Source organism: Stenotrophomonas genospecies 5 (genome assembly GCF_054473825.1).
This window is the reverse complement of the sequence record NZ_JBTMUW010000001.1, coordinates 371,317-395,041: the sequence shown is the minus strand read 5'-3', so window position 1 is coordinate 395,041 and position 23,725 is coordinate 371,317. Positions and strand designations below refer to the sequence as shown.

The following is a 23,725-nucleotide window of genomic DNA, read 5'->3' as shown; positions in this document are numbered from 1 at the left end:
TCTCTCTCTAATCGGCCGCATCGGGCGTGGCCAACCCGTGCAGGTTAGCGTAGATACGGGCCGCGAGGGCATCATTGATGCCTTCCACCTTGGCGATCTCCGCTTCACCGGCCGCCTTCAGGCCGACCAGCCCACCGAAATGCTTCAGCAGGCTGGCACGACGACGCGGGCCGATGCCCGGGATGTCTTCCAGCCTGCTGGTCATGCGCGCCTTCTGCCGGCGGCCGCGGTGACCGGTGATGGCGAAGCGGTGCGCCTCGTCGCGCACCTGCTGGATGAACTGCAGGGCGGGATTGGCGGCACCGGGGCGCAGCTCGCGGCCGTCGGGCATGACCAGCGCCTCATGACCGGCGCGGCGCTCCACGCCCTTGGCCACGCCCACCAGCAATACGCCCTCCACGCCCAGGTCGGCCAGCGCTGCCTGCGCCTGCGCCAGCTGGCCGGCGCCACCGTCGATCAGCAGCACGTCGGGCAGTACGCCCTGCTCTTCCACGGCACGGCGGAAGCGGCGGTCGATGGCCTGACGCATGGCGGCATAGTCGTCGCCCGGCTCGATGCCGCTGATGTTGTAGCGGCGATATTGGGCACGCACCGGACCGGCCGCATCGAAAACCACGCAGGAGGCCACGGTCGCCTCACCCAGCGTGTGGCTGATGTCGAAGCACTCCACGCGCTTGACCGGCTCGGCCAGGCCCAGCATCTCGCGCAGGGCTTCGCTGCGCACGTGCTGCGCGTTGCGGCTGTTGAGCTCGGTGGCCAGCGTCAGCTGCGCGTTGCGGCTGGCCAGCTCTACATAACCGGCGCGCTCGCCGCGCACGTTCCACTTCAGCTGCACCTTGCGCTCGGCCGAAGCAGACAGCGCGGCCATCAGCAGATCGGCATCCGGAATCTCGCGATCCAGCAGGATCTCGCGCGGTGGCTCGAACTCGATGTAGTACTGGGAGACGAACGCCGCCAGCACTTCCTGCGGGCTGTCCTCGCCATTGGTGCGGGGGAAGAACGGGCGGGTACCCAGGTTGCGCCCATCGCGGAATGCCAGCAGCAGCACGCAGGCCTGCGATCCCTGCATGGCCACGGCCAGCACGTCCAGGTCGGCGGCGCGGCCATCGACGTACTGGCGGGTCTGCATGCTGCGCAGCGACGAAATCAGATCACGCAGGCGCGCGGCCTGCTCGAACTCCAGTGCTTCACTGGCAGCCTGCATCTGCTCACCCAGTTCCCGGGTCAGCTCATCGCTCTTGCCTTCCAGGAACAGCGCCGCGCGGCGCACCGACTCGGCATACTCGCCTGCCGGTACCAGCTCGACGCAGGGGGCACTGCAGCGGCCGATCTGGTACTGCAGGCACGGCCGTGAGCGGTTGCGGAACACGCTGTCCTCGCAGCTGCGCAGCTTGAACAGCTTGTGCATCAGGTTCAGCGTCTCGCGCACCGCGGTGACACCCGGATACGGCCCGAAATAGCGGCCGGGGATCGCACGCGGCCCCCGGTGCAGGGCGATGCGTGGCCATTCCTCGCGGGTCAGCAGCACGTGCGGGTAGGTCTTGTCGTCACGCAGGGAGACGTTGTAACGCGGTGCCAGCGACTTGATCAGCTGGTTTTCCAGCAGCAGCGCCTCGGCCTCCGAGCGCGTGACAGTCACATCCATCCGCGTGATCTGCGAGATCATCGACATGATCCGCGCGTTCTTCGGGCTGCCATTGAAATAGCTGCCCACGCGGTTGCGAAGCGCGCGTGCCTTGCCGACGTACAGCAGGGTGTCGTCGGCGGCGTACATGCGGTACACCCCGGGGGCGGTACTGAGTTGGGCCGCGAAGGCCTTGCCGTCGAAGGCCGGGACGGGAACGTCGGTCATTCGCTGATCGGTACTTCGCTGAGTACACCACTGTCAGGGTCGAAACGCAGCACGGCGTGCGCGTCGGTCTCGGCGATCCACACCGCGCCCGCGCCCACGGCCAGGCCGGCCGGGCCATGCAGGCGCCGTGGCAACGGTTGTGTGGTCAGTTCGCCGCCGCCCAGGCGCAGCGTGCGCAGGCGACCGTTGCCGGTATCGGCAATCCACAGCAGCGGTGCGCCCGGACTCAGTGCAATCGCCTGCGGGAACTGCAGGCTGGCGTGGGCACGCGGGCCGTCGGCTTCACCGAAGCGCCATGTGCCCTGCCCGAGCAGCGTCTGCACCAGATCCCCACGCAGCTGCAGCGCGCGAATCGAAGACCCCAGCGCGTCGGCCACGTACAGGACCTGTTGTACTACGGCAAGCGCGGTGGGTTGCGCGAAGGCAGCCAGATGCCCACTGCCGTCACGCTCGTCGATCGCGCCACTGCCTGCGCGCCATTGCAGGCTGCGCTGGCCGAGGTGGTAGCTCCAGATCCGGTTGTCACCCGCCATGGCGATATGCAGCTGGTTGTCGGCGATGGCGAGGCCGACCGGATGATCCAGCGGCACCTGTCGCGGCTGGGCGACAGGCCCTTCCACCGGCGCGCCCGGGCGCCCATTGCCGCACAGGGTGTCGACCAGACCGGTCAACAGGTTGATCCGGCGGATGGCGTGGTTGCCGGTGTCGGCGACGTACAGGGCGTCGCGCTCGAGCACCAGTGCCTGCGGCCTGTGGAAGGCGGCCTCGGCCAGATTGCCATCCATGAAATCCGCGGTCCCCAGCCCGAACTGACGAAGCACGCGGCCGCCATGGCTGCATTCGAGAATGCGGTGATGGCCGCTATCAGCGATGTACAGGCGCTCGGTGCTGACCGCCAGGCCCAGCGGAAAGCGCAACGCATGCCGCGGCTCGGGGTGCAGCTCGTTGCCACCGCGCGGCGGGGCCGAGGGTGCACCCTCGCACAGTGCGTTCAGCGCGCGCTCGAGCTCGCCGGCAGAGCCCTGCCCGACCAGCCGCTGCCGCTCGCGTCCCTGCGCGTCGAGAAGGATCAGGGTCGGCCACGCGGTGACACCGAAACGGCGCCAGCCGTCCCAATCCGCATCCAGCAGTACCGGGGCGGTCAGGCCCTGGCGGCGCAGCAGTTTCAACGCGGCATCGGCATCGCGCTCGAAGTCGAAGCGCGGCACCTGCAATACCAGCGGCTGCAGCTTGCCCGGATGGCGCGACAGCCATTGGCCGAACTCGGCCAGGCGTTGTGCGCTCCAGGCAGAGGCAGCGTTGACGAACAGCAGCGCGACCGGCCGGCCGCGCAGTTCCGCCAGGGTGCAGGGGGTGGCATTGAGCCAGGTGGCGAACTCGGGCAGGTCCGGGACAGGCTGGGCGTTCATGCCCTGATTATGCCGGAGTCGACGTCATGCAACAGTCGTGCCACCGCACGTTCTGCCGCTTGGTCAACCAGGGTCCAGACCTGCTCGAAATGATCGCTGCCACCGGTGTACGGATCCGGAATGGCGGCCGCGCCCTGCCCGCCTGACCATGGCAGGTACAGGGCCAGGCGCTGGCGCTCCTGCGCGGTGGCCAGCCGCCCGGCATCACGCAGGTTGGCCTCATCGGCGCAGAGAATCCAGTCGAAGCGCTGGAAGTCATCGGCGCGCAGCTGGCGGGCACGCAGCCCGCTGATGTCAACGCCATGGCCGGCTGCGCAGGCGATCGCCCGCCGGTCCGGCGGCTCGCCCACGTGCCAGTCGCCCGTGCCGGCCGAATCGACCTGCACACGGCCGGCCAATGGGGATGCCTCCAGGCGCGCGCGCAATGCCCCCTCGGCCATCGGCGAGCGGCAGATGTTGCCCAGGCAGACGACCAGCAGCTTCATTGCGGGGTCATGGCCCGCAGCACCGCCTCGGCCCGCTCCAGGTCCTCCGGGGTGTCAATGCCAGGCGGAAACGCTTCAGGCGAGATGGCGACGCTGATCGGGAAGCCGGCTTCCAGCACGCGCAGCTGCTCCAGCGCTTCGATCTGCTCCAGCCGGCCCGGCGGCATCGCCGCGACCTGCTGCAGGAAGCCGGCGCGATAACCGTAGATGCCGATGTGACGAAGCCACTGGTGGCCTTCAGGCAGGGCCTCGCGGCTGCGTGCGAAACCGTCCCGGTGCCAGGCGATCGGGGCGCGGCTGAAGTACAGCGCCTCGTTGCGCACATTGCGCACCAGCTTGACCACGTTCGGATCGAACAAGGTCTCGGCGTCCTCAACCGTCGTAGCCAGGGTCGACATCGGCGCCGCGCCATCGACCAGCGCCTCGGCCACGGCGCGGATGCCGGCCGCCGGCGCGAACGGCTCATCGCCCTGCAGGTTCACCACCACGGTGTCGTCGTCCCAGCCGGCGATGCGCGCGCACTCGGCCAGGCGATCCGTGCCGGATGCATGCGATGCGGCGGTCATCGCCACCTTCACTTCGCCCAGGCCCGCCAGTGCGTCGGCGATCCGCTGATCGTCGGTGGCCACCCATACCTCGCGAGCGCCAGCCAACAACGCACGGCGCGCCACGTGCAGCACCAGCGGCTCGCCGCCGAGCAGGCGCAGTGGCTTGCCCGGCAGCCGCGAGGCGGCATAGCGGGCGGGGATGGCAACGACGAATTCAGTCATGCGGGCGGTACTCGGCAGGCTCGTTACAACGGGAATGTGGCCAGCGGCGCCTGATTGCAAGCGTCGCCCGGCCGCTCAGTTCGGTCGCAGCTTGTCCAGGCGATCGGTCAGCGCCACCCAGAACGCGGCAGGCAGTTCAGCGCGCAACGGCACGGCGTAATGCCAGTCATTGCCGAACGCGCGGCACTTCACCGCGTCCTTCTCGGTCATCAACACCGGCAGCTGGCTACCAAAGGACAGTTCCTGCGGCTGGTAGGCATGGTGATCGGCGAAGGCATGCGGCACCACGCCGATGCCGCGCGCGCGCAGCATGTCGAAGAAGCGCTGTGGATGGGCGATGCCCGCCACGGCATGCACGCGCTGGCCCTTGAAATAGCCCAGCGGGCGCGCACGCCCACCCGCGAGAGGCTGTGCGGTGTCGATATGCAGGGCCATCGGCCATTGACCGAATCCGCAGGCCTGCGCCGCGCCGTCCTCATCCGTCTGGCCCAGGTTGACCACGCGGAAATCGCACTCGGCAGCGCGGCTGACCGGCTCGCGCAACGGGCCGGCCGGGATCATCCGGCCGTTGCCGTAGCGGCGCTGCGCATCCACCACTTCGATTTCGATGTCACGGGCCAGCCGGTAGTGCTGCAGGCCGTCGTCGCAGACGATCACATCGCAACCGGCCTCGATCAGCGCACGGCCCGCCGCCACCCGATCGCGATCGACGCGCACCGGCACGCCGGTCTTCCAGGCAATCAGCACCGGCTCATCGCCGCCGGTTGCAACCGGCGTATCGGCCTTTACCCACTGCGCCTTGTCGGCGTTCTCGCGGCCATAACCACGGCTCGCCACGCCTGGCGTCCAGCCGGCCGCGCGCAGCCGCTCGACCAGGGCGATGGTCAACGGCGTCTTGCCGGTGCCGCCAGCGGTGATGTTGCCGACCACGATGACCGGCACCGGCAACGTGTGGCGCTTGCGCCAACCGCGCTGGTACAGGCGTCGCCGCAGCGCGGTGACGCCGGCATACAACGGAGCCAGCAGGCGCATGGGCCATGGAACCGAACTGCCGTCATACCAGTACGGCGGGGTCTGGGTACCCTTGCCTGCCATCAGTCCTGCCTTTCGCGGAACTGCATGCTGTGCAGGTGCTGGTACAGGCCACCCATGGCAAGCAGCTCATGATGGGTGCCACGTTCGACGATGCGGCCGTGATCCATCACCAGCACCTGGTCGGCGTGTTCGATGGTGGACAGGCGGTGGGCGATCACCAGCGTGGTGCGCTCCGGCATCAGTCGCTGCAGCGCGTCCTGCACCAGCCGTTCGGATTCATTGTCCAGCGCCGCGGTGGCTTCATCCAGGATCAGGATCGGCGCATCACGCAGGATCGCGCGGGCGATCGCCAGGCGCTGGCGCTGGCCACCGGACAGCAGCGCACCGTTCTCGCCCACCGGCGTCTGCAGCTGCTGTGGCATGCGTGCGATGAATTCCCAGGCATTGGCCGCTTCGGCCGCGGCACGGATCTGCTCGTCGGTCGCATCCATGCCATAGGCGATGTTGGCAGCGATGGTGTCGTCGAACAGCATGACCTTCTGCCCGACGATCGCCACCTGCCGGCGCAGGTCAGCCAGCGGATAGTCATCCAGGGGTACGCCGTCCAGCCGGATGACGCCACCATTGGGCTCGTAGAACCGTGGCACCAGCCGGATCAGGCTGGTCTTGCCGCTGCCGGAACGACCAACGATGGCGGTGACCGTTCCGGGCCTGGCAACGAAACTGATGTCATCCAGGGCGATGCCGCTGTCTTCGCGATAACGCAGCATCACGTGCTCGAACGACAGTTCACCGCGTACGCGCTGCACGACATGCGTGCCGTCGTCGCGCTCGACCGGCATGTCGATGATGCCGAACAGGCGCTCGGCCGCCGCGACGCCACGCGAGATCGAGGTCTGCACGCTGGTCAGGCGCCGCAGCGAAGGGATGATCGCCATCATCGAGGTCATCAGGCCCATGAACTGGCCCGCATTGAGCTTGCCGGCCAGTGCTTCGCGGGTGGACACCCAGACGATCACCGCCAGGGCCAGCGCAGCGAGGAACTGGACCACGCTGGACGCGGCGGCACGCGTCACTTCGACTTTCATGTTCAGCGCGAGCATGCGGTTGGCCAGGCGCGAGTAACGGGCGATCTCATGCGCCTGCGTGCCATGCACCTTCACTTCCTGCTGCGCGGCGAGCGACTGTTCCGCCGTCTGCGCCATCGTGCCCATGCCGTCCTGGATGCCGCGGCTGATGCGGCGGTAGCGCTTGCCGACATAGGACACGATGCCGCCGATCAGCGGCACCACCAGCAGCATCGCCAGGGTCACCTTCACGCTCATCTGCAGCATCACCACCAGCATGGCGATGATGGTCAGGGTGTCGGCGACCACGGTCTTCAGTGCGTCGGCGCTGGCCTGGGTGACCTGCTCGGTGTCGAAGTTGAGGCGGCTGACCATGACCGGCGTCGCCTCGTTGTCGAAGTGCGAAGACGGCAGGTGCAGGTACTTCTGCAGAACCTGCTCGCGCAGGTCGCGGACCACGCTGCGCCCGGTCTTGGCCAGCGTGTAGTCGCTGACCCAGGTGGCCAGGCTGCGCATCAGGAACAGGCCCAGGATGGTCAGCGGAAGGATCACCGCCATGCGCGGCTCCGGGTTGACGAAGCCCCGGTTGACCAGCGGCTCCATCAGCTTGGTGAAGTGATAGCCGGCCAGTGCCTCGACCACCATCGCGATGACCGCGGCCACCATGAACACCCAATAGGCCCGGGTATAGCCCAGCAGGCGTTTGTAGATCGGCCACACCGGCGCGTGTTTGGAACTCATGGACGCACCTCTGGCGCAGTGGCGATTGCAATACGGCGGAAACCGAGCTGACCAAGCGCATCCTGCGCGGTCACGACGGCCTGGTAGGGAGTACGCGCGTCGGCACGCAGCAGCACGGTCTGTTCGCGATCACTGCCCGCCACAGCGGCAATGGTCTGCTTGACCGACTCGACGTCGCTGCGCAGCACTTCCTGGTCATTGATGAAATAGCGGCCATCGGCATTGATCAGCACGCTCAACGAACGCGGTGGTTCATCGGTGTGCTGCTGGCTGGCGGTGGGCAGCTGCACCTGCAGCGTCGAACGCGCATCGAAGGTGGTGGTGACCACGAAGAAGATGATCAGCACCAGGATGACATCGATCAGCGGTACCAGATCGATATGCGGCTCATCCTGGGATCGGTCGTTGCCGATACGCATCGATCAGGCCTTCGCCGGGGCGGGCGCAGCGGCACGTGCAGCCGATGCCGGTGCGGGCGCCATCACGCCGGGACGACCATCGAGCGTATCCAGCAACGCGCTGGCTTCCTGTTCCATCTCCACTACGTAGCCGTGGATCCGGCCCTTGAAATAGCGATGGAACATCAGTGCAGGAATCGCCACGATCATGCCGGTAGCCGTGCAGACCAGGGCCTTGCCGATGCCACCGGCCAACTGGTTCACATCGCCCACGCCGTGGTCGAGGATGCCCAGGAACATCTGGATCATGCCGATCACCGTGCCGAGCAGGCCCAGCAGCGGGCCGGCCGAGGCAATGGTGCCGAGCGCGTTGAGGAACCGCTCCATGCGGTGTACCAGGTGGCGGCCGGTGTCCTCGATGCGCTCGCGGATCTGGTCGCGCGGACGATTGCGCGCTTCCAGCGCGGCGGCCAGCAGCGCTCCCAGTGGCGAGTTGGCACGCAGCGTCTGCAGATGGGCAGGGTCGAGCTTGCCGCGCGCAGCCCAGTTGCGCACTTCCTGGCCCAGCCCCGGTGGCAGCACTTCAGCGCGCCGCAGGGACCAGAAGCGCTCCAGGACGATTGCCAAAGCCAGTACGCCCAACAGCAGCAGCGGCACCATCGGCCAGCCACCGGCCTTGACCAGTTCCCACACGTTTCAACCCTCCGGCCCAGCGGCCGCCTGTTCGATCGGCGATAGGATAGCAGCCGACCGCGCCCGCCCAGCGGCATCCCACCACCGGGCCGCGTGGATGCGCTGTTCACGCAGCTGCAGGCCTTGTGCGCCAAGCCATATGCGGATCGCGCCGGATTCGGCCGTGGCCAGCACTTCGGCGCCCACCGCGCGCCAGCGCTGCACCACGTCACGTTTCGGGTGGCCAAAACGGTTCTGGTGCCCGGCCGAGATCACGGCCAGCCGGGGAGCCACCGCTGCCACCCAGGCCGGATCCGAACTCCCCCCGCTGCCATGATGCGGCACCAGGACCACGTCCGCGCGCAGCTCGCCGGGCGCCCGCTCCACCAGGCGCCGTTCGGTCGCCGCGCCGATGTCGCCGGCCAGCAGGATCACGCCATGTGCGCTGGCGATGCGCAGCACGCAGCTGTCCTCGTTGCCGGCCGTCGGCACGTCGGGCCCGGGATGCAGCACCTCGAAGTCCACCCCGTCCCATCGCCAGCGAACGCCGCGATGGCAGCTGCCGGCACCGTCGAGGCTGCTGCCTGGGGGTGCCAGCAGCTCCAGGTGCGGCAGCTGCCTGCGCAGCCGCGGCAGTGCGCCGGTGTGATCCAGATGGTCATGACTGAGCACCACGCGACCGGGCGGCACCTGACCCAGCGCACGTACGGCCGGCAGCAGGACCCGTTCGTCGCCATCGCCACCGATCGCAGGGCCGACGTCGTACCACAATGCATGCCGTGCCGTGCGCACCAGCACCGCCGTGCCCTGCCCGACATCGTGCACCAGCAGCTGCACCTCCCCGGCAGCCGGTATGTCACGTGACGGCCATGACAGCGGCAGGCACAGCAGCGCGCCGGCCAGCACGCCGCCGGCCCCGCGCGGCAGCAACCACCAGAACAGGCCCGCCAAGGCCGCTGGCACGGTCCACGCCGGAGCCTCGGCCAGCCACCACATCGCCTGCGGGTGGTCTGCCAGCGGCTGCAGGGCCTGCCAGCTGAGGTCGAACAGCCAGGACGCTGCGCGCCAGGGCCATCGTCCCGCCCCGCTGTACAGGGCATCCAGAGCGGTGCCAAGCAGTGCCAGTGGCACCACCAGCAGGCTCCACCACGGGATGACCGGCAGATTGACCAGAGGCCCCAGGCGCGCGGCGCCTCCGAACAGGGCCACGCACAGCGGCAGGAGGCCGAGACTGGCCACCCCCTGGGCCGCGAAGAAGGCCTGCAGGCGGCTCCCCACACTGTCGGCGCTTGCCGTCGGCAGGCACCACAGCAGCCAGAGCACGCCACCGAAGCTGAGCCAGAAGCCGGCCGACAGCACGGACAGTGGTGCTGGCAACAGCAGCACCAGGGCCGCCAGTGACACGGCCTGGACCACGTCGGGAGGTCGCCGCCCCCCGCGTGCCAGGGCGATCAGCCCGATCATCAACGCCGTGCGTACGGTCGGCAGTTCCGCGCCGGCCACCAGGGCATAGCCGGCCGCTGCCAGCGCGGCGGAACACGCAGCGGCCTGCGGACGCGGCCAATGACGGGCCAGCGACGGCAACAGCCACCACACTGCGCTGCACAGCAGTGCCGCGCAGCCACCCACCAGGCCCACGTGGAAGCCCGAGATGGCGATCAGGTGGGTCAGCCCCAGCGCACGCAACTGATTCCAATCGGTGTCGGACAGCCATCGGGTATCGCCCAGCGCGAGCGCGCGGATGAAGCGCGATGCGGGGCTGGGAACCTGCATTGCAATCGCATCGCTGCTGCGCTCGCGCCAGGCCAGCAGCCCCTCCGGCGCCTGCAGTTCACGCGCACTGCCCGCTGCACGCACCGTGCCGTGACCGGCAATGCCGGCCAGCACGGCATGACGTTCCGCGTCGAAGCCGCCAGGATTGATCCGCGAGCGTGGCGCCCGCAGCCGCAACGGCAACCGCCACTGCGCCCCCGCACGGACCTGATGACGGCCCCCACCCTCAACGCGCGTGCGGGTTCCGGGCCATGGATCGCTCCAGGTGATCTGCAGGCGCTTGCCCGCCAGTGCGGGATGCCCCGGTGCATCGCCGACCTGCAGGACGAAACGGGTATGGCCGCCCGCCGTTACCGGCAGATCGACGACGCGCCCGCTGACCACGGCATCGCGGACCGGCATGGCCGGCGGCAGTTGCTGCTGCAGCGTCCATTGACCATGCAGGGCCGCCCACGCTGCGCCGAACAGCAGCGCGGCAACCGCGCGGCCGCGCCACGGCAGCGCCCACCCCAGGCCGGCCACGGTGCTCGCCAGCGCGCAGCTCCAGAGCGGTGGCAACGCGGGCAGCAGCACGCACGCCAGGGCGCCGCTGACGAACGCGGCAGTGCAGACCCCGCCAATGGGAGCGGGCAACGGAGTATCGGCGGCCATCGCATCAGCCTGCCGCGTGCTGCCCCTGTCCTCCTATCAGGCAACGACCCGCGCAGCGGTCAGCGCCGCACGCTGCCGCGATGGAAATTGACCCGGAAGCTGGCGCCGCCGCCGACGGCTTCACCCACACTGACCGAGCCACCGTGATGCTGGACGATCTCCTTGACCAGGTGCAGGCCCAACCCGCTGCCACTGCCCGCCGCACGCAGTCGATGGAAGGGCTCGAAGATCGCCTCGCGGTCGCCGACCGGCACGCCCGCGCCCTGGTCGCTGACTTCCAGCAGACCGGTCCGGTCAAGACGTACGCAGATCGTGCCACGCCCGCCGCCATGAACGATGGCGTTGTGCACCAGATTGGCGATGACCCGCCCCAGCGCCAGGCTGTCACCGTGGATCCACACCGGCGTCTCTGGTGCGTCCACCTCGAAACCGTAGCCGGCGCCCACCACCAGCGGAGCCAGTTCGGCCGCCGCTTCGCGCACCACCAGGGCCAGATCCAACCGTTGCATCGCACTGGTGTTGCGATCCAGCCGCTGCAGATCCAGCAGGTGCTCGGCCACGTTGCCCAGGCGAGCAATGTCGGTCAGCAACTGCGATTTCAACTCGCCCTGCGGCAGCTGCGACAGGCGCGCCTGCACCACGGCAATCGGCACGCGCAGCTCATGCGCGGCATCAGCAAGAAACTTGTCACGCGCCGCATAGCCCTGCTGCACCTTGTCGATGGCATCGTTGAACGCCTCCACCAGCGGTGCTACCTCGGTCGAGACCAGCTGCGCGTCCAGCCGCGCGCCCGGCTGGCCGATGTCCAGTTCCTTGGCCTGCTGCGCGGAGCGTCGGACACCTCGCATCGCGCGGTGGATCACGGTCGGCATCACCAGCAGGGTGACCACGATCAGCGGCAGGAAGAACCACAGGCCAATCAGGCGCAGCACCATCAGCGCGCCATCCAGCAGGCCGCCCTTCGGTGCGCCCCCCACCATCACCGTGATGCGCCGCCCGTCCTCGTTGCGGATCATCACCCGCGCCACGTCCAGATAGGGCGGCACCAGTGAACCCAGTTCGGTGGCACCCAGCGTCGGCAGCCGCGCCAGCAGCGGCGCATGGATCGCCGGTACCTTGCCACGCTCGAGCCAGGCTCCCCGGTCATCGACGGCGGCGAACCAGAGGTTGCCACCGGCGCGCGCATCCAGCTTCTGCCAGCGTGCCTCGTCCAGCGCCAGGCCCCCATCCTGGCTGTGCACGGCCTTGGCCACCGCCTCGGCGGTGAACATGTCCATGCCCCAGGAATCCTTGTCACCCCAGGTGAGGATCAGTGCGACCACGGCGAACAGCACGGTGAACGCCTGCGCCAGAAACAACCGCCAGGCCAGGCCGAGGGTGATCGATCGGATCGGTCGCGCCATGTCAGGCCTCCGCCAGCAGGTAGCCGACGCCGCGGATGACATGGATCTCCACGCCAGCGCCCGCCTGTTGCAGCGCCTTGCGCAGTTTGGAGATGTGCGCATCCAGCGCGTTGGACTGGATCTCGTCATCGAAACCGTAGACCGCCGCCTCCAATGCGCTGCGCGTGACCGTGCGCCCCTGCCTCATCGCCAGCGCCTGCAGCACCAGCACCTGGCGGCGCGGCAGTGCCAGTGTCTGGCCCTGCACCTGCGCCTGCAGCGATTCGAAGTCGAATTCCAGCTGCCCAAGCCGCAGGCTGGGGGTGACCATCGCCGATGGCCGACGCGATACCGCGCGGATGCGTGCCATCAGTTCTTCGATCGCCACCGGCTTGACCAGATAGTCATCGGCACCGACATCCAGGCCCTCGACCTTGTCCGACAGCGTGCCCTTGGCGGTCAGCATGATCACCGCCAGATTCGGCCGCAACGTGCGTGCGGTGGCGACGAAGGTGGCACCATCGCCGTCCGGCAGCTGGCGGTCGAGCAGCATCAGCTGGTGCACCGGTTCGCGCAACGCGATGGCGGCTTCGGCGAGGCTGCCGACCACGTCGGCGACCACGCCCTGCCGCTCCAGCCCGGACTGCAGGGCCCGCGAGAGGTCGGGATCATCTTCGACCAGAAGAATGCGCATGGAGGTCTCTGCTGCGGGAAACGGTTCGGATCATTGTGCCAGCCAGGGCCCCGTCGCGCTCCGTATGCATCGACGCAATGTTGCGACAATGTTGACACCGCAGCATGCAGCCTCATCCCCTGCAAAGCTGTCGATCGATGCCCTTGTCGCCCTCTGCCCTGCTGCGCCCGATGCTGTTCTCCGCCGTGCTGTCGATGCCGCTGCTGGCCCAGGCGGCGGAACAGACACCCGGCGTGAAGGCCGGGATCACGGTCGGCGCGACATCGGGCGCCTACGCGCACTACGACGTCAAGCCATTGGTCGTGCCCGCCCTCTCCTGGCAGGGCGAGCGCTTCTTCGCCAGCCCCGGCTCGCTGGGCATGTACCTGTACAAGGGCGAGGGCCTGCGCCTGTCGGCGGCGCTCACACCCTACACGCTGCGCTTCAAGACCGATGACGTGAACGATCCACAGCTGCGCCGCCTGCACAGCCGGCAGATGTCGGCGATGGGAGGCATCAATGCCGAATACAGCGCCGACTGGGGTATCGTCGAAGCCAGTGTGATGCGCGAGATCAGCGGCCATGGTGGCGGCCTGGAATCAAGCCTGTACTACAGCTATCCGCTGCAGGCCGGTCGTTTCACCTGGGTGCCGAGGGCCGGAGTGGTGCATTCCAGTGCGCGCCTGCTCGATTACTACTACGGCATCAGCAACGAGGAAGCACTGCGTTCGGGCCTGGCCGCCTACAGCCCCGGCAACGCGACCTCGCCGAGCGTGCAGATCGCGGTCAGCACGCCACTGGGCAGCAGATGGCGCGCAACCGGCGTGGTGGCCAACCAATGGTTCGGCGATGCGGTCAAGGACAGCCCGATGGCGCGCCGTGGCAGCCAGACATCCGCCTTCATTTCCCTGATGCGTTCGTTCTGACCGAGCGCTCCCCGGACGAGGAATCCCCATGGCCTCACCCAGCCCCGCAGCCGATGCGCACGCGATCCTGCGCGCCCCCGATCTGGACAGCGCCGAACGCGCGTATCTCGGCCTTCTGCCGGACCTGGACCACGTCGATGCACTGACCCGTCGTGCAGTGGGCCTGTCGAAGGTAGCCGACGCGGCACGCGGCTACGCCCTGTCGATGACCCTGATCGGCCTTCGCCTGCAGGAACTGGAGATGGGTGAGCCCTGCACGACGGAGCACCGCCAGGCGACACTGCGCAGCCTGCGCCAGGCCTTCAGCGCCTGACCGCCCCCCAGAACGGCACCCGTCCGCAGCCGATGCGGGCCACGCGTGTCCGAGTGTGCGGCACGCCGGCACGCAGGTGCGCCATCAGCGGCAGGTCGTCCAGGCCAGCACTGCACACAGGATGGCCACCCAGACCACGGCCTTGAACGTGCCCGCCAGCATGTTGCCGCCGAACAACAGTTCGAGCAGCGGGTTGGGCCTGGAAACGGGAACGTGATCGCTCATTGCAGCTGCTCCTTGTGATGGCCGCGATTGCGCGGGCGCCGCAAGTCTACGCCTGCCCGGTGCGGATTCATCGGCGCCTGGCTGCGTTTGGCGGCTCAATCCGGGCGTTCGTCGCAGGCCGGCTGTGGTCCCGGCGGCGAAGTGCCAGTCTGCCTGCACTTTCCCGCTGGAGCACCGTGCCATGCCGATGCTTGCCCTGTTGCTGCTGTGCGCTGGCGCGTTCGGTCACGCCACCAGTGCCGACGAGCCCGTGCTGGTCGATCTGCCCCTACAGTCCGGATCATCGACGAGGGTGGCGCAGCCCGCCATGCAGCGCGAACTGGAACCTGCGAGCCTGCGGCTCTTCCACCTGCGCCAGGATCGACTGCTGCGGGTGGGACAGCAGTGCCTGTCGCAGGAACAGGCCGATGGCCATCGCGAAATCGTCGGCGAGGCACGCATGATCCAGCTGTGGGAGCGTATCGATGGGCACTGGCGGATACGGCGGACGCTCGTCATTGACCACCGGGCCACGCGGACGTGACATCACGCGGCCATTGCATGCGCCCATGAAAAAAGCCGGCGATGGCCGGCCTTTCGTATTACCACCGCTGCACCGGAAGGGCCGGGAGCCAGGTGGTGGGCGGTACAGGGTTCGAACCTGTGACCCCTACCATGTCAAGGTAGTGCTCTACCGCTGAGCTAACCGCCCATCGTGTTACTGCGGCCCGCCAGCGGGCCTCTTTACGTAAAAACCCGGCGCCAGGGCCGGGCTTTCAATTCACGACCGCCCTCTTTCGAGAACGTCGTGGTGGGCGGTACAGGGTTCGAACCTGTGACCCCTACCATGTCAAGGTAGTGCTCTACCGCTGAGCTAACCGCCCGTTTGGGGTCTGAACGTCCGCGAATGCGTCGGTGCAGGCCGCGTATATTACGGATGCCGGCCCGGAAGCGCAACACTTTTGTGAAGACGTGCGGCACTGTCGCGTTCAGCCCAGGCTGGCCTCCTTCAGCTGTCGGATCTGGTCGCGGACGCGGGCCGCGTCCTCGAATTCCAGGTCCTTGGCGTGCTGGTACATCTGCTGTTCCAGAGCCTTGAGACGCGCCGCCAGCTGCGCCGGCCCGAGCGCGCGGTAGTCGGCCACATCCTCGGCCACTCCAGGCCTGCCCTTGCCTTTTCCCTTGCGCGATTCCTTCTCGGCCGCTTCGGATCGGGCACCTTCCAGTACGTCGGTGATCGGACGCGCCACCGAGCGCGGAATGATCCCGTGCTCTTCGTTGTACTCGACCTGCTTGGCGCGTCGGCGGTCGGTCTCGTCGATCGCGGCCTGCATCGAACGGGTCACCTTGTCGGCATACAGGATGGCCTTGCCACGCACATTGCGGGCCGCACGGCCGATGGTCTGGATCAGCGAACCGGTGGAGCGCAGGAATCCCTCCTTGTCCGCGTCCAGGATCGCCACCAGCGACACCTCCGGCATGTCCAAGCCCTCGCGCAGCAGGTTGATGCCGACCAGCACGTCGAACTTGCCCAGGCGCAGGTCACGGATGATCTCCACGCGCTCGACGGTGTCGACGTCCGAATGCAGGTAGCGCACGCGGATGCCATGCTCGGTGAGGTACTCGGTCAGGTTCTCGGCCATGCGCTTGGTCAGCGTGGTGACCAGCACGCGGTCGCCGGCCTTGATGCGCTCGTTGGCCTCGCTCATCAGATCGTCGACCTGGGTGGCGACCGGGCGGATCTCCACCATCGGGTCGATCAGGCCGGTCGGCCGCACCACCAGCTCGGTCACTTCGTCGCCCGACTCGCGCATTTCATACGGGCCTGGCGTGGCCGACACATAGATGCTGCGCGGCGAGCGCGCCTCCCACTCTTCGAAACGCAGCGGACGGTTGTCCAGCGCCGAGGGCAGGCGGAAGCCGAATTCGACCAGGGTTTCCTTGCGCGACCGGTCGCCCTTGAACATCGCGCCGATCTGCGGAATGGTCACGTGCGATTCGTCAATCACCAGCAGCGCGTCGGCCGGCAGGTAATCGAACAGGGTCGGCGGTGGCTCGCCCGGGCCCTTGCCGGTGAGATGCCGCGAGTAGTTCTCGATGCCGTTGCAGTAGCCGACCTCGGCCATCATCTCCAGGTCGAACTGGGTGCGCTGGGCAAGGCGCTGCGCCTCGACCAGCTTGTTCTGTGCGTAGAGCTGCTCAAGCCGCTCCTTCAGTTCCACCTTGATGGTCTCGATCGCCGCGAGCACGCGTTCGCGGGTCGTCGCATAGTGCGTCTTCGGGTAGACGGTGAAGCGCATCAGGTTGCGCAGGGTTTCGCCGGTGAGCGGATCGAACATCGTGATCTTCTCGACCTCGCCATCGAACAGCTCGATGCGCAGCGCCTCGCTGTCCGACTCCGCCGGGAACACGTCGATCACTTCGCCGCGCACGCGGAAGGTGCCGCGCTGCAGTTCGTATTCGTTGCGGGTGTACTGCAGCTGCGTCAGATGATTGATCAGGTCGCGCTGGTCGATGCGCTCGCCCTTGGACAGGATCAGGCGCAGCGACAGGTAATCCTCAGGCGCACCCAGGCCGTAGATCGCCGACACGGTGGCCACCACGATCGCATCGGGCCTCGACAGCAGCGTCTTGGTCGCCGCCAGCCGCATCTGCTCGATGTGCTCGTTGATCGAACTGTCCTTCTCGATGAAGGTGTCCGACGACGGCACATAGGCCTCGGGCTGGTAGTAGTCGTAGTAGCTGACGAAATACTCCACCGCGTTGTGCGGGAAGAATGCCTTGAATTCACCGTACAACTGTGCGGCCAGCGTCTTGTTCGGCGCCATGATCAGCGTCGGCTTCTGGATCTGCTGGATGACATTGGCGATGGTGTAGGTCTTGCCCGAGCCGGTCACACCCAGCAGCGTCTGCTTGGCGATGCCGGACTCGAAATTGCTGGTCAGCTTCGCGATGGCGTTCGGCTGGTCGCCCGCCGGTGAATACGGCGAGACGAGTTCAAAACTGTCGCTCATGATGTTGCCAGATCCCGGGAACGGCCAGTATACGGGGCATCCGGTGACGGCCGGCTGAGGGGAAGCCGGACACCCCGACGCGCCAACCTCCAATGGAGACCGGCCGGCGGGGCCGGCAGGCTGGGGGCATGCTCCAGACCCTCTGCAAACACCCCGCGCGCAAGGCCCGGGGGCTCCACCTGCCTGAAATGCTGGTGGTCCTGATGATCCTGTGCGTACTGCTGGCTGTGGCCTGGCGCCCCTGGCAGCGCGCGATGCGCCAGCTGCAGGCCGAATCCCTGCGTGCCCAGCTGGTCGGCAGCCTGTCGCTGGCGCGCAGCACCGCCATCACCGAGGGACGCCCGGTCACCGTGTGCGGCTCCGGCGACGGCAGCCGCTGCGACAACCGCTGGAGCCAGGGCTGGCGCGTTCAGGTTGAGCCGCGGGTGGCCAGCGGGGGAATGACCACCCTGCTGCACACCCTGGAGAACCGCCATCGCCATGTGGAACTGCGGGCGAGCGACCATCGCGCCCACATCCGATTCCGCGCTGACGGGCGCAACGCCGGCACCAACCAGTCCATCGTGCTGTGCGTGCAGGGCCTGGAACACAGCCGCGTGATCATCAACATCCCCGGACGGATCCGGAGCCTGCGCCCACGCGTGCCTACGCCCTGCTGATCCGGCGCGGCCTGCCCCAACGAAAAAAGCCGCGATTGCTCGCGGCTTTCTCGAAACTGGCGCCCGAAGTTGGACTCGAACCAACGACCCCCTGATTAACAGTCAAGTGCTCTAACCGGCTGAGCTATTCGGGCGGGGTGCGCATTCTAGCCAATTCCAGAAGTGGGGTGCAAGCCCCTTCCACACTCGCCGCTGCCGTCTTACCAGCACTCCGGGTTGGTCTTGCTGTCCGGCGTCTTGCGGCCCGCCTGATCGAGTGTCAGCGTGCCGCACGCGTCCTTGTCCTGGCCGGTTTCCGGAACCGCCTGCAGGGTATAGGTCCCGGCGGTCGCCTTGCCGTCGAACGATATGGCATAGCGGGCCGAGCCCTGCCGCGGCGACTGGCTGAACGGCAGCGAGAATCCGTCGTAGCTGTTCTGCACGGTGTGATGCCGCTCGAGCAGCTGCGCGATCTCGACCAGGTCAGCCTTGGCCATCGCGCGGTGTGTCTTCAGCACATGTCGCTGGTAGGAAGGCAACGCCACAGCCGCAAGCACCGCGATGACGGCAACGGTGATCATCAGTTCGATCAGGGTGAAGCCCGTTACCTGCTGTTGTCTGCTGGATGTGCGCATGGCAGCTCCCGTATTCCTGGTAGTCATCGGATCTGGCGCCACGACTGGCGACCACAGGCACGCTGGCCATACGCAGTATCCGCGCCCGGCGTGTTCAGAGCCACGATGCAGCGGTCCAGCGATCCATCGACCGTGCACTTCGGATCGCTGGGATCGCAGCCCTTCAAGGTGGTGCTGTTGACATTGGTGGACAGCACGGGGGCACCGGTTGCGATGTCTCCGCCTCGGGTCAGCGCACCGGCACCGCAGTTGGCGCCGCACAGCGCGTTTCCGCCGACCTCGTCGGTCAAGCCGCTCATCGCCGGCTGGCCGGTCAGCATGTTCAGGCGATAGCGCCAGTTGGTGCCGCCGCCGGTGCCGCAGACCGCCTGCCCGGGCACATAGGTGGTGAACATCACCGCGCCGCCCTGCAGCGTCGGATAGCCGAAGAAGCGCTCACCCTCCACGTCGGAACCCACGATCAGGTCGACGTACCAGCCGCGCTTGCTCGCGTAGTCCACGCCGTTGCCCGACACGTCACGGAAGCCGGCACCATTGGCACTGACGGTCTGCCCCACCAGCGAATCACGGCTGGAAATGGCAGTGGAGAGGTTGTCCCAGAGCCCATACAGCGTCTGCACCGGCGAATTACGGGTCACTGCATTGTCGTCAGCGGTGAAGTAGCGACCGGTACCGAAGAACAGGCTGACGCCACCGCCCGGCCCCGCCGAGACTTCGATCGCGCCGGTGATCGGCTGAGCGACAGCGCTGCGCACCGCAGTGAACAGCGGCGTGCCGTTGAGGGCCACATTCCAGGCGCTGGGATCACCGCCACGCAGGTCGAAGCGCCACATGTTGCCCTGCATGTCGCCGCCATAGACGGTATCGGCCAGGCCACTGCTGTTGTGCAGCGCTACCGCGGTGACATGGTTGAGGCCATTGGCGACTGCATACTTGCCCGCCGTGGGGTACACGCGCTTGAGGATCTCGCCGGTGCGGATGTCGACCACATAGAGCACCGGTCGGCCGGTGCTGGAATTGACACCGTTGCCGAACAGGGCGACGAACCGGGGCGGACTGTCCGCGTTGGGGCCGGCGACGGGCACCACGACCGGCTTGCCCATGACGAAGCCCAGGTCCGACTCGGTCTTGCCGGAAATCTCCCACAGCACGTTGCTGGCGGTGAACCCGGTCGGATTGCTGATATCCAGGGCGAACACCGAACCGTTGCCCACTGCCGTGGCCGACGGCCCGCGCGACGCGCCGCCGCCGCCGGTCGAACCGACCAGTACCGTGCGCCATGCATCGCCGTAGTAGACGTCCGACGAGGTCAGTCCGCCGTCCACGTAGTAGCGATGTCCATAGGTGGGGTTGGCCAACTCCGCCATGTGCTGCAGCGAAGCCGATGGAATGAAGGCGAACTGCTCGCTGCCCGCCGAGGTGCCGGTGCTGGCATTGAAGCCATGCAGCATGCCGTCGTTCGCACCGACGTAGACCATCGAAGGTGGGCCACCGTTTGCGACCTTGGTCGCCAGGTAGGTCCGATAGCTCAAACCGAGCGTGGTCTTCCAGCTCACTCCCCCCTGCGCCTGCCACGAGGTGAAGCCGTAGTCGTCCTTGTTGGACACAATCTCCACGCTGGAATTGACGATATCGCCGAGCAGTGAGCTGCGCGGGCGGAAACCGCTCACCGGTGAGCCGCGCAGGTAACTGACCAGATCCGCCACGGTGTGCGAACCGAACCAGTTCGGCACCGTGTTGAGCCCCATGTTGCCGAGCTTCTCGGCGCGATCACGCCCGGGAACGTTGTCGGCGGTGAAATCGGCCGCTGCCACCGGCACCAGTTGGTTGGACGTGTTCACATAGGTGGGTGCGGTCGACATCACGATGGTCCGCCCGGAGGCGCTCATCTTGGTCGACGCACGCCACAGTTCAGCGCCGGCGCCTCCGGTGCTCGTGGTCTGGCTGGCGATGACATCACCGGTCCAGTCGTTCGAGCCCGACGGCACCGTGTAGTGCGCGGACACGGTGAAGGAGCCGGCGTTGACACGGGCGCCGGTGCCGCTGCCACCGACCGGGGCCTCGCCAGCCGCAGCGCTGTCGAAGATCGATTCCAGCGCGGACTTCAGCTTGGCCGGATTGCGTGCCAGGAAGTAGTTGTCCGGTACACCAGGCACCTTGCTGTCCCACTTCTTGCCTTCCGGCACGCCGTACTTGGCGGCGTACCACAGCGGGCTTTCCAGCTGCCCGGCCTGACCGGTACCCAGCTTGTAGCGCACCACGACCGCGCCGGTCCAGGTAGCCGGCGGATCGGCGCTGGTGCTCAACACCGAACCATTGCGGTTACCCGGACGCAGCACCAGCCGCTGCACGTTGTCAGCCGCATTGGAGCCCACGATCGTGTAGCCGGTCAGCATCGCGTTGCCTGCATAGGCGGACAGGTTCTCGATGCGGACCAGCACTTCGTCTTCGCCGACCTTGTTGCGAACGGCGTTGTTGTTGCATTCACCACTGTTGGAGCGCCAGCAGATGTTGCGGAATGGCGTCGTGCCACCGTCGCTGCAGGTGCTGCCTACGCAGTAGCTGAGCATGGAGACCACATCGTTGTCGTGGTCATTGCCCCACAGCGAATCCTCCCAGACCAGCGAGAAGCTGCCGGCCTTGCCATCGGCACGATAGTCACGGCCATAGACGTAGTTCGGCGATACCGCTGACCGCTTGGTACCAATGCCGACCGAGCCGAGGAAGCAGCTGCGCCAGCCGCCACTGTTGATACCGGCCCCTTCGCTGTTGTTGGCCTGGCACAGGGGCGCCAGGGTGATCTTGCCGTTGCCCACCGGAATCTCGAACTTCGGCAGGCTTTCGGCCATGGCCACGGTGTAGGTGGTGGCGGTCAGCTTGTAGGTGTTGGGTTTGTCCTGCACGCCCGGGCGCAGATCAGTCTCGGCAGCAGCTTTGGCCAACCCCGAGATCAGATAACTGCCTTCCGTGGACGGCACGTCCGGGCAGATGCCGCGCACGAGCGACAGACCGGTGACCTTGGCCGCCCGGCAGATGTCCTCATGGGTATTGATCGAGGCATAGCGCTCGGTCAGGCCCACACGGCCTGCCATGTAGCTGCCACCGGTGATCTTCTCCAGGTTGCCGATCGCATCGGTGGCCGCCGCTGCCGTGGTCAGGCCGTTGACCGTACCGATGTTGTCGCTGTCGAAGGACGGCAGGCCCGAGGACATCACCAGGATGTTGCAGGTGGCGCAGTAGGAGTTGCCGCCGTTGTTCGGCGAGCGGTACGGATCTTTCCACGCCACCGAATTGGGCAGGCCGCTGAGATCACCGGTGGCACTGTAGATCCCCTTCGTTTCACCCTTGATGTAGCGCAGCGCCTCGGCATACATCTCCGCCAGCGGATTGCCCCAGGCACTGCAGTTCTTGGACGCATTGCCTGGATCGGTCAGATTGCCGTTGCCGTTGAAACCCTGCCGATTGAGGATGCTGTAGGCGTTGCAGTCGTTCCAGTTGTCCTTCCAGTTCCACTGGTCGATACGGAAGTTGGAGATCGTATTGATGATGCCCTCTGCCCCGCCCGTCAGCGTGTTGCAGAACTGGCCATTGGACAGGTTGATCTCATCGCCGGCCGCACAGAAGGTCGTGCCGTTGCCGGCGATCTTGCCGATGTTGCGGCGGACCACGCCACCATCGCGCGGATTGACGTAGGTGCCGGTGACCAGACCAAACCGCAGTCGGCCACTTTCACCATAGGACTGCAGCAGTCCCGCCGGTTTCAGGTAGTCCCGGGTGCCGTCGTTGTACTTGCGGCAGAACGCCTCCTGGAAAGTTCCTGAACCGGTGGCGCAGACCTCGACGCGTACATTCAGATCAGTCGCCGAACCGGGGGAGTCATCCTTGCCCTCATCCGTGCGCCCGGTAATGCACTGCCGCCCGGCAGTCGAGGCCCATTCACCCCAGCTGCCGCTGGCAACACGCATCAGCGGCGCGCCGGTGGCACTGATGCTGGCGTTGCAGAACGACATGGTCGTCTTGTACGGGGTGAAGTTGTTGATGTCGGCGCCGCTGTAGACCTTGACCCAGGCATGCAGGTCGTTGGGAATCTGCGCCCGCTCCAGTACCGTCTTGCTGGCGGTATCGGTGATGCGATGGCCGCCGTACAGCACGTAGCGCATCACATCCAGGCGGCTCATGGTCGCCCAGTTGAGGAAGTTGCCCGACCAGGTACCCGAGCAGGTGTGCCTCTGCGTGCCGGTCGCCTGGGCCGTGGCCTTGAACTGGCTGCTGCTGTACGTGTAGCAGAGATTGGAGTCGAAGTACCCGGAGTAGTCGAATTTGTCCTGGTAAGTGGTGTCGAGCGTGCCGTCCTCGTCCAGATCGCTGTAGTCGCTGTAGGCCTTGTTGAACAGCTGCTCATCGCGCGACATCACCATCATCATCAGCGGCGGCTGTGTCTTCTTGCTGTAGAGCGGCTCCTGCGCGATGTCATAGTCGCCAAGCGCGGCGAACAGCGGATAGACCAGTGCGCCCACGCCCACCAGCACGGCAGCGGCGGTGCCTGCACGCAGCCACGGGGAGGAGACAAGGCGGGAGAATCGGCGCGGAGTATTCATGGAATGAAGATCGTGTCGATGACGGCGCTGGAAGAAGGATTGGCCGGATCGTCACTGGCCAACACGGTGATCTGGTAGATGTTCTCGGTCTCTTCGTTCTTGCGCCGCCCCAGGCCCAGCGGCCCGACCGGCACGCATTTGTCCAGGCGGCGGGTATTGATTGCCGTTGCCGTGGTCTTGCCATCGGCCCAGGTCGCCGGGTCGAACACCGGGCTGCACTCTTCCTGGTTGGCCTCGAAGATCTTGCCGCTGTCGATGACAGCCTGGATCGCCGCTTCCTGCGAACGTACATCGGCCTCGGCGTTCTGGAACGCCTGGTTCGAGCGCAGGTAGTTGGCGGCCATGCGTTCCTGCATGCCGGTCACCTGCATGCCGGCGATGCCGATCAGGGCCAGCAGGATCAACATGATCAGGGCGACATACAGCACCGCGCCGCGCTGTTGGCGGTGCGATGCGAAGGAGGGGGTGCGCGGGCGCGGATGCATGGTG

The 23,725-nt window shown here is 67.0% G+C and carries 20 protein-coding genes and 3 tRNA genes; 4 read left to right on the top strand and 19 right to left on the bottom strand.

The window, feature by feature from the left end; translation table 11 throughout:
• Positions 1 to 7: 7 nt before the first annotated feature.
• The 11 genes from uvrC to ACX9OW_RS01715 all read right to left on the bottom strand — a co-directional run bounded on the left by uvrC (position 8) and on the right by ACX9OW_RS01715 (position 12,929).
• Complete coding sequence (gene uvrC, locus ACX9OW_RS01765; protein ID WP_053519959.1) at positions 8 to 1,852, bottom strand: excinuclease ABC subunit UvrC; 1,845 nt, start codon at positions 1,850 to 1,852, stop codon at positions 8 to 10.
• On the bottom strand, positions 1,849 to 3,261 hold the full coding sequence (locus tag ACX9OW_RS01760; protein WP_322523491.1) for a hypothetical protein: 1,413 nt from the start codon (positions 3,259 to 3,261) through the stop codon (positions 1,849 to 1,851). Before ACX9OW_RS01760 ends, uvrC begins: the two co-directional genes overlap by 4 nt.
• The gene (locus tag ACX9OW_RS01755) at positions 3,258 to 3,746 is read right to left on the bottom strand and encodes a low molecular weight protein-tyrosine-phosphatase (RefSeq protein WP_065175871.1); all 489 of its coding nucleotides are present in this window, start codon (positions 3,744 to 3,746) and stop codon (positions 3,258 to 3,260) included. The genes ACX9OW_RS01760 and ACX9OW_RS01755 overlap by 4 nt, the downstream gene beginning before the upstream one ends.
• Positions 3,743 to 4,516: a 3-deoxy-manno-octulosonate cytidylyltransferase gene (gene kdsB, locus ACX9OW_RS01750; protein WP_053519962.1), complete on the bottom strand. Its 774-nt coding sequence runs from the start codon at positions 4,514 to 4,516 to the stop codon at positions 3,743 to 3,745. The genes ACX9OW_RS01755 and kdsB overlap by 4 nt, the downstream gene beginning before the upstream one ends.
• Before the next feature lie 75 nt (positions 4,517 to 4,591).
• The gene (lpxK, locus tag ACX9OW_RS01745) at positions 4,592 to 5,611 is read right to left on the bottom strand and encodes a tetraacyldisaccharide 4'-kinase (RefSeq protein ID WP_053519963.1); all 1,020 of its coding nucleotides are present in this window, start codon (positions 5,609 to 5,611) and stop codon (positions 4,592 to 4,594) included.
• Positions 5,611 to 7,359 carry a lipid A export permease/ATP-binding protein MsbA gene (msbA, locus tag ACX9OW_RS01740; protein WP_053519964.1) on the bottom strand — a complete coding sequence of 583 codons (1,749 nt, stop codon included), beginning with the start codon at positions 7,357 to 7,359 and terminating at the stop codon, positions 5,611 to 5,613. Before msbA ends, lpxK begins: the two co-directional genes overlap by 1 nt.
• Positions 7,356 to 7,778, bottom strand: a complete 423-nt coding sequence (locus ACX9OW_RS01735) for an ExbD/TolR family protein (protein ID WP_065181236.1) — start codon at positions 7,776 to 7,778, stop codon at positions 7,356 to 7,358. Before ACX9OW_RS01735 ends, msbA begins: the two co-directional genes overlap by 4 nt.
• A gap of 3 nt (positions 7,779 to 7,781) precedes the next feature.
• Complete coding sequence (locus tag ACX9OW_RS01730; protein WP_053519966.1) at positions 7,782 to 8,450, bottom strand: MotA/TolQ/ExbB proton channel family protein; 669 nt, start codon at positions 8,448 to 8,450, stop codon at positions 7,782 to 7,784.
• Between the two features lie 3 nt (positions 8,451 to 8,453).
• Positions 8,454 to 10,853 (bottom strand): DNA internalization-related competence protein ComEC/Rec2, encoded by a 2,400-nt coding sequence (locus ACX9OW_RS01725; RefSeq protein WP_459061810.1) that lies wholly within the window; start codon positions 10,851 to 10,853, stop codon positions 8,454 to 8,456.
• Positions 10,854 to 10,912: 59 nt separating this feature from the next.
• Positions 10,913 to 12,256 (bottom strand): sensor histidine kinase, encoded by a 1,344-nt coding sequence (locus ACX9OW_RS01720; RefSeq protein WP_053519968.1) that lies wholly within the window; start codon positions 12,254 to 12,256, stop codon positions 10,913 to 10,915.
• A 1-nt stretch (position 12,257) separates the two neighbouring features.
• Positions 12,258 to 12,929: a response regulator transcription factor gene (locus ACX9OW_RS01715; RefSeq protein WP_065175867.1), complete on the bottom strand. Its 672-nt coding sequence runs from the start codon at positions 12,927 to 12,929 to the stop codon at positions 12,258 to 12,260.
• 137 nt (positions 12,930 to 13,066) lie between these two features.
• Here ACX9OW_RS01715 and ACX9OW_RS01710 point away from each other — a divergent pair, with 137 nt between their 5' ends.
• Both ACX9OW_RS01710 and ACX9OW_RS01705 read left to right on the top strand, forming a co-directional pair.
• The gene (locus ACX9OW_RS01710; RefSeq protein ID WP_262218356.1) at positions 13,067 to 13,834 is read left to right on the top strand and encodes a MipA/OmpV family protein; all 768 of its coding nucleotides are present in this window, start codon (positions 13,067 to 13,069) and stop codon (positions 13,832 to 13,834) included.
• Positions 13,835 to 13,862: 28 nt separating this feature from the next.
• Positions 13,863 to 14,147 (top strand): hypothetical protein, encoded by a 285-nt coding sequence (locus ACX9OW_RS01705; protein WP_065175865.1) that lies wholly within the window; start codon positions 13,863 to 13,865, stop codon positions 14,145 to 14,147.
• 84 nt (positions 14,148 to 14,231) lie between these two features.
• On the opposite strand, the gene ACX9OW_RS01700 is transcribed toward ACX9OW_RS01705, so the two are convergent.
• A complete protein-coding gene (locus ACX9OW_RS01700; protein WP_181452099.1) occupies positions 14,232 to 14,372 on the bottom strand; it encodes a hypothetical protein in 141 nt (46 codons plus the stop codon).
• Between the two features lie 181 nt (positions 14,373 to 14,553).
• Between ACX9OW_RS01700 and ACX9OW_RS01695 the strand changes: the two genes are divergently transcribed.
• A complete protein-coding gene (locus ACX9OW_RS01695; RefSeq protein WP_065181234.1) occupies positions 14,554 to 14,895 on the top strand; it encodes a hypothetical protein in 342 nt (113 codons plus the stop codon).
• A gap of 93 nt (positions 14,896 to 14,988) precedes the next feature.
• On the opposite strand, the gene ACX9OW_RS01690 is transcribed toward ACX9OW_RS01695, so the two are convergent.
• The 3 genes from ACX9OW_RS01690 to uvrB form a co-directional block, all read right to left on the bottom strand.
• A tRNA-Val gene (locus ACX9OW_RS01690) sits at positions 14,989 to 15,063 on the bottom strand.
• Between the two features lie 97 nt (positions 15,064 to 15,160).
• A tRNA-Val gene (locus ACX9OW_RS01685) sits at positions 15,161 to 15,235 on the bottom strand.
• Between the two features lie 105 nt (positions 15,236 to 15,340).
• On the bottom strand, positions 15,341 to 17,365 hold the full coding sequence (uvrB, locus tag ACX9OW_RS01680) for an excinuclease ABC subunit UvrB (protein ID WP_053520440.1): 2,025 nt from the start codon (positions 17,363 to 17,365) through the stop codon (positions 15,341 to 15,343).
• A 128-nt stretch (positions 17,366 to 17,493) separates the two neighbouring features.
• Between uvrB and ACX9OW_RS01675 the strand changes: the two genes are divergently transcribed.
• Complete coding sequence (locus ACX9OW_RS01675; RefSeq protein ID WP_065175863.1) at positions 17,494 to 18,024, top strand: GspH/FimT family pseudopilin; 531 nt, start codon at positions 17,494 to 17,496, stop codon at positions 18,022 to 18,024.
• 57 nt (positions 18,025 to 18,081) lie between these two features.
• On the opposite strand, the gene ACX9OW_RS01670 is transcribed toward ACX9OW_RS01675, so the two are convergent.
• From ACX9OW_RS01670 to ACX9OW_RS01655, 4 genes are all read right to left on the bottom strand, one after another.
• Positions 18,082 to 18,158 (bottom strand) — tRNA-Asn (locus ACX9OW_RS01670).
• A 66-nt stretch (positions 18,159 to 18,224) separates the two neighbouring features.
• Complete coding sequence (locus ACX9OW_RS01665; protein ID WP_053516619.1) at positions 18,225 to 18,638, bottom strand: type IV pilin protein; 414 nt, start codon at positions 18,636 to 18,638, stop codon at positions 18,225 to 18,227.
• A 23-nt stretch (positions 18,639 to 18,661) separates the two neighbouring features.
• Positions 18,662 to 23,236, bottom strand: coding sequence for a pilus assembly protein (locus ACX9OW_RS01660; protein ID WP_445393724.1), 4,575 nt, complete (start codon positions 23,234 to 23,236; stop codon positions 18,662 to 18,664).
• Complete coding sequence (locus ACX9OW_RS01655; protein ID WP_053516616.1) at positions 23,233 to 23,721, bottom strand: pilus assembly PilX family protein; 489 nt, start codon at positions 23,719 to 23,721, stop codon at positions 23,233 to 23,235. Before ACX9OW_RS01655 ends, ACX9OW_RS01660 begins: the two co-directional genes overlap by 4 nt.
• Positions 23,722 to 23,725: the final 4 nt, after the last annotated feature.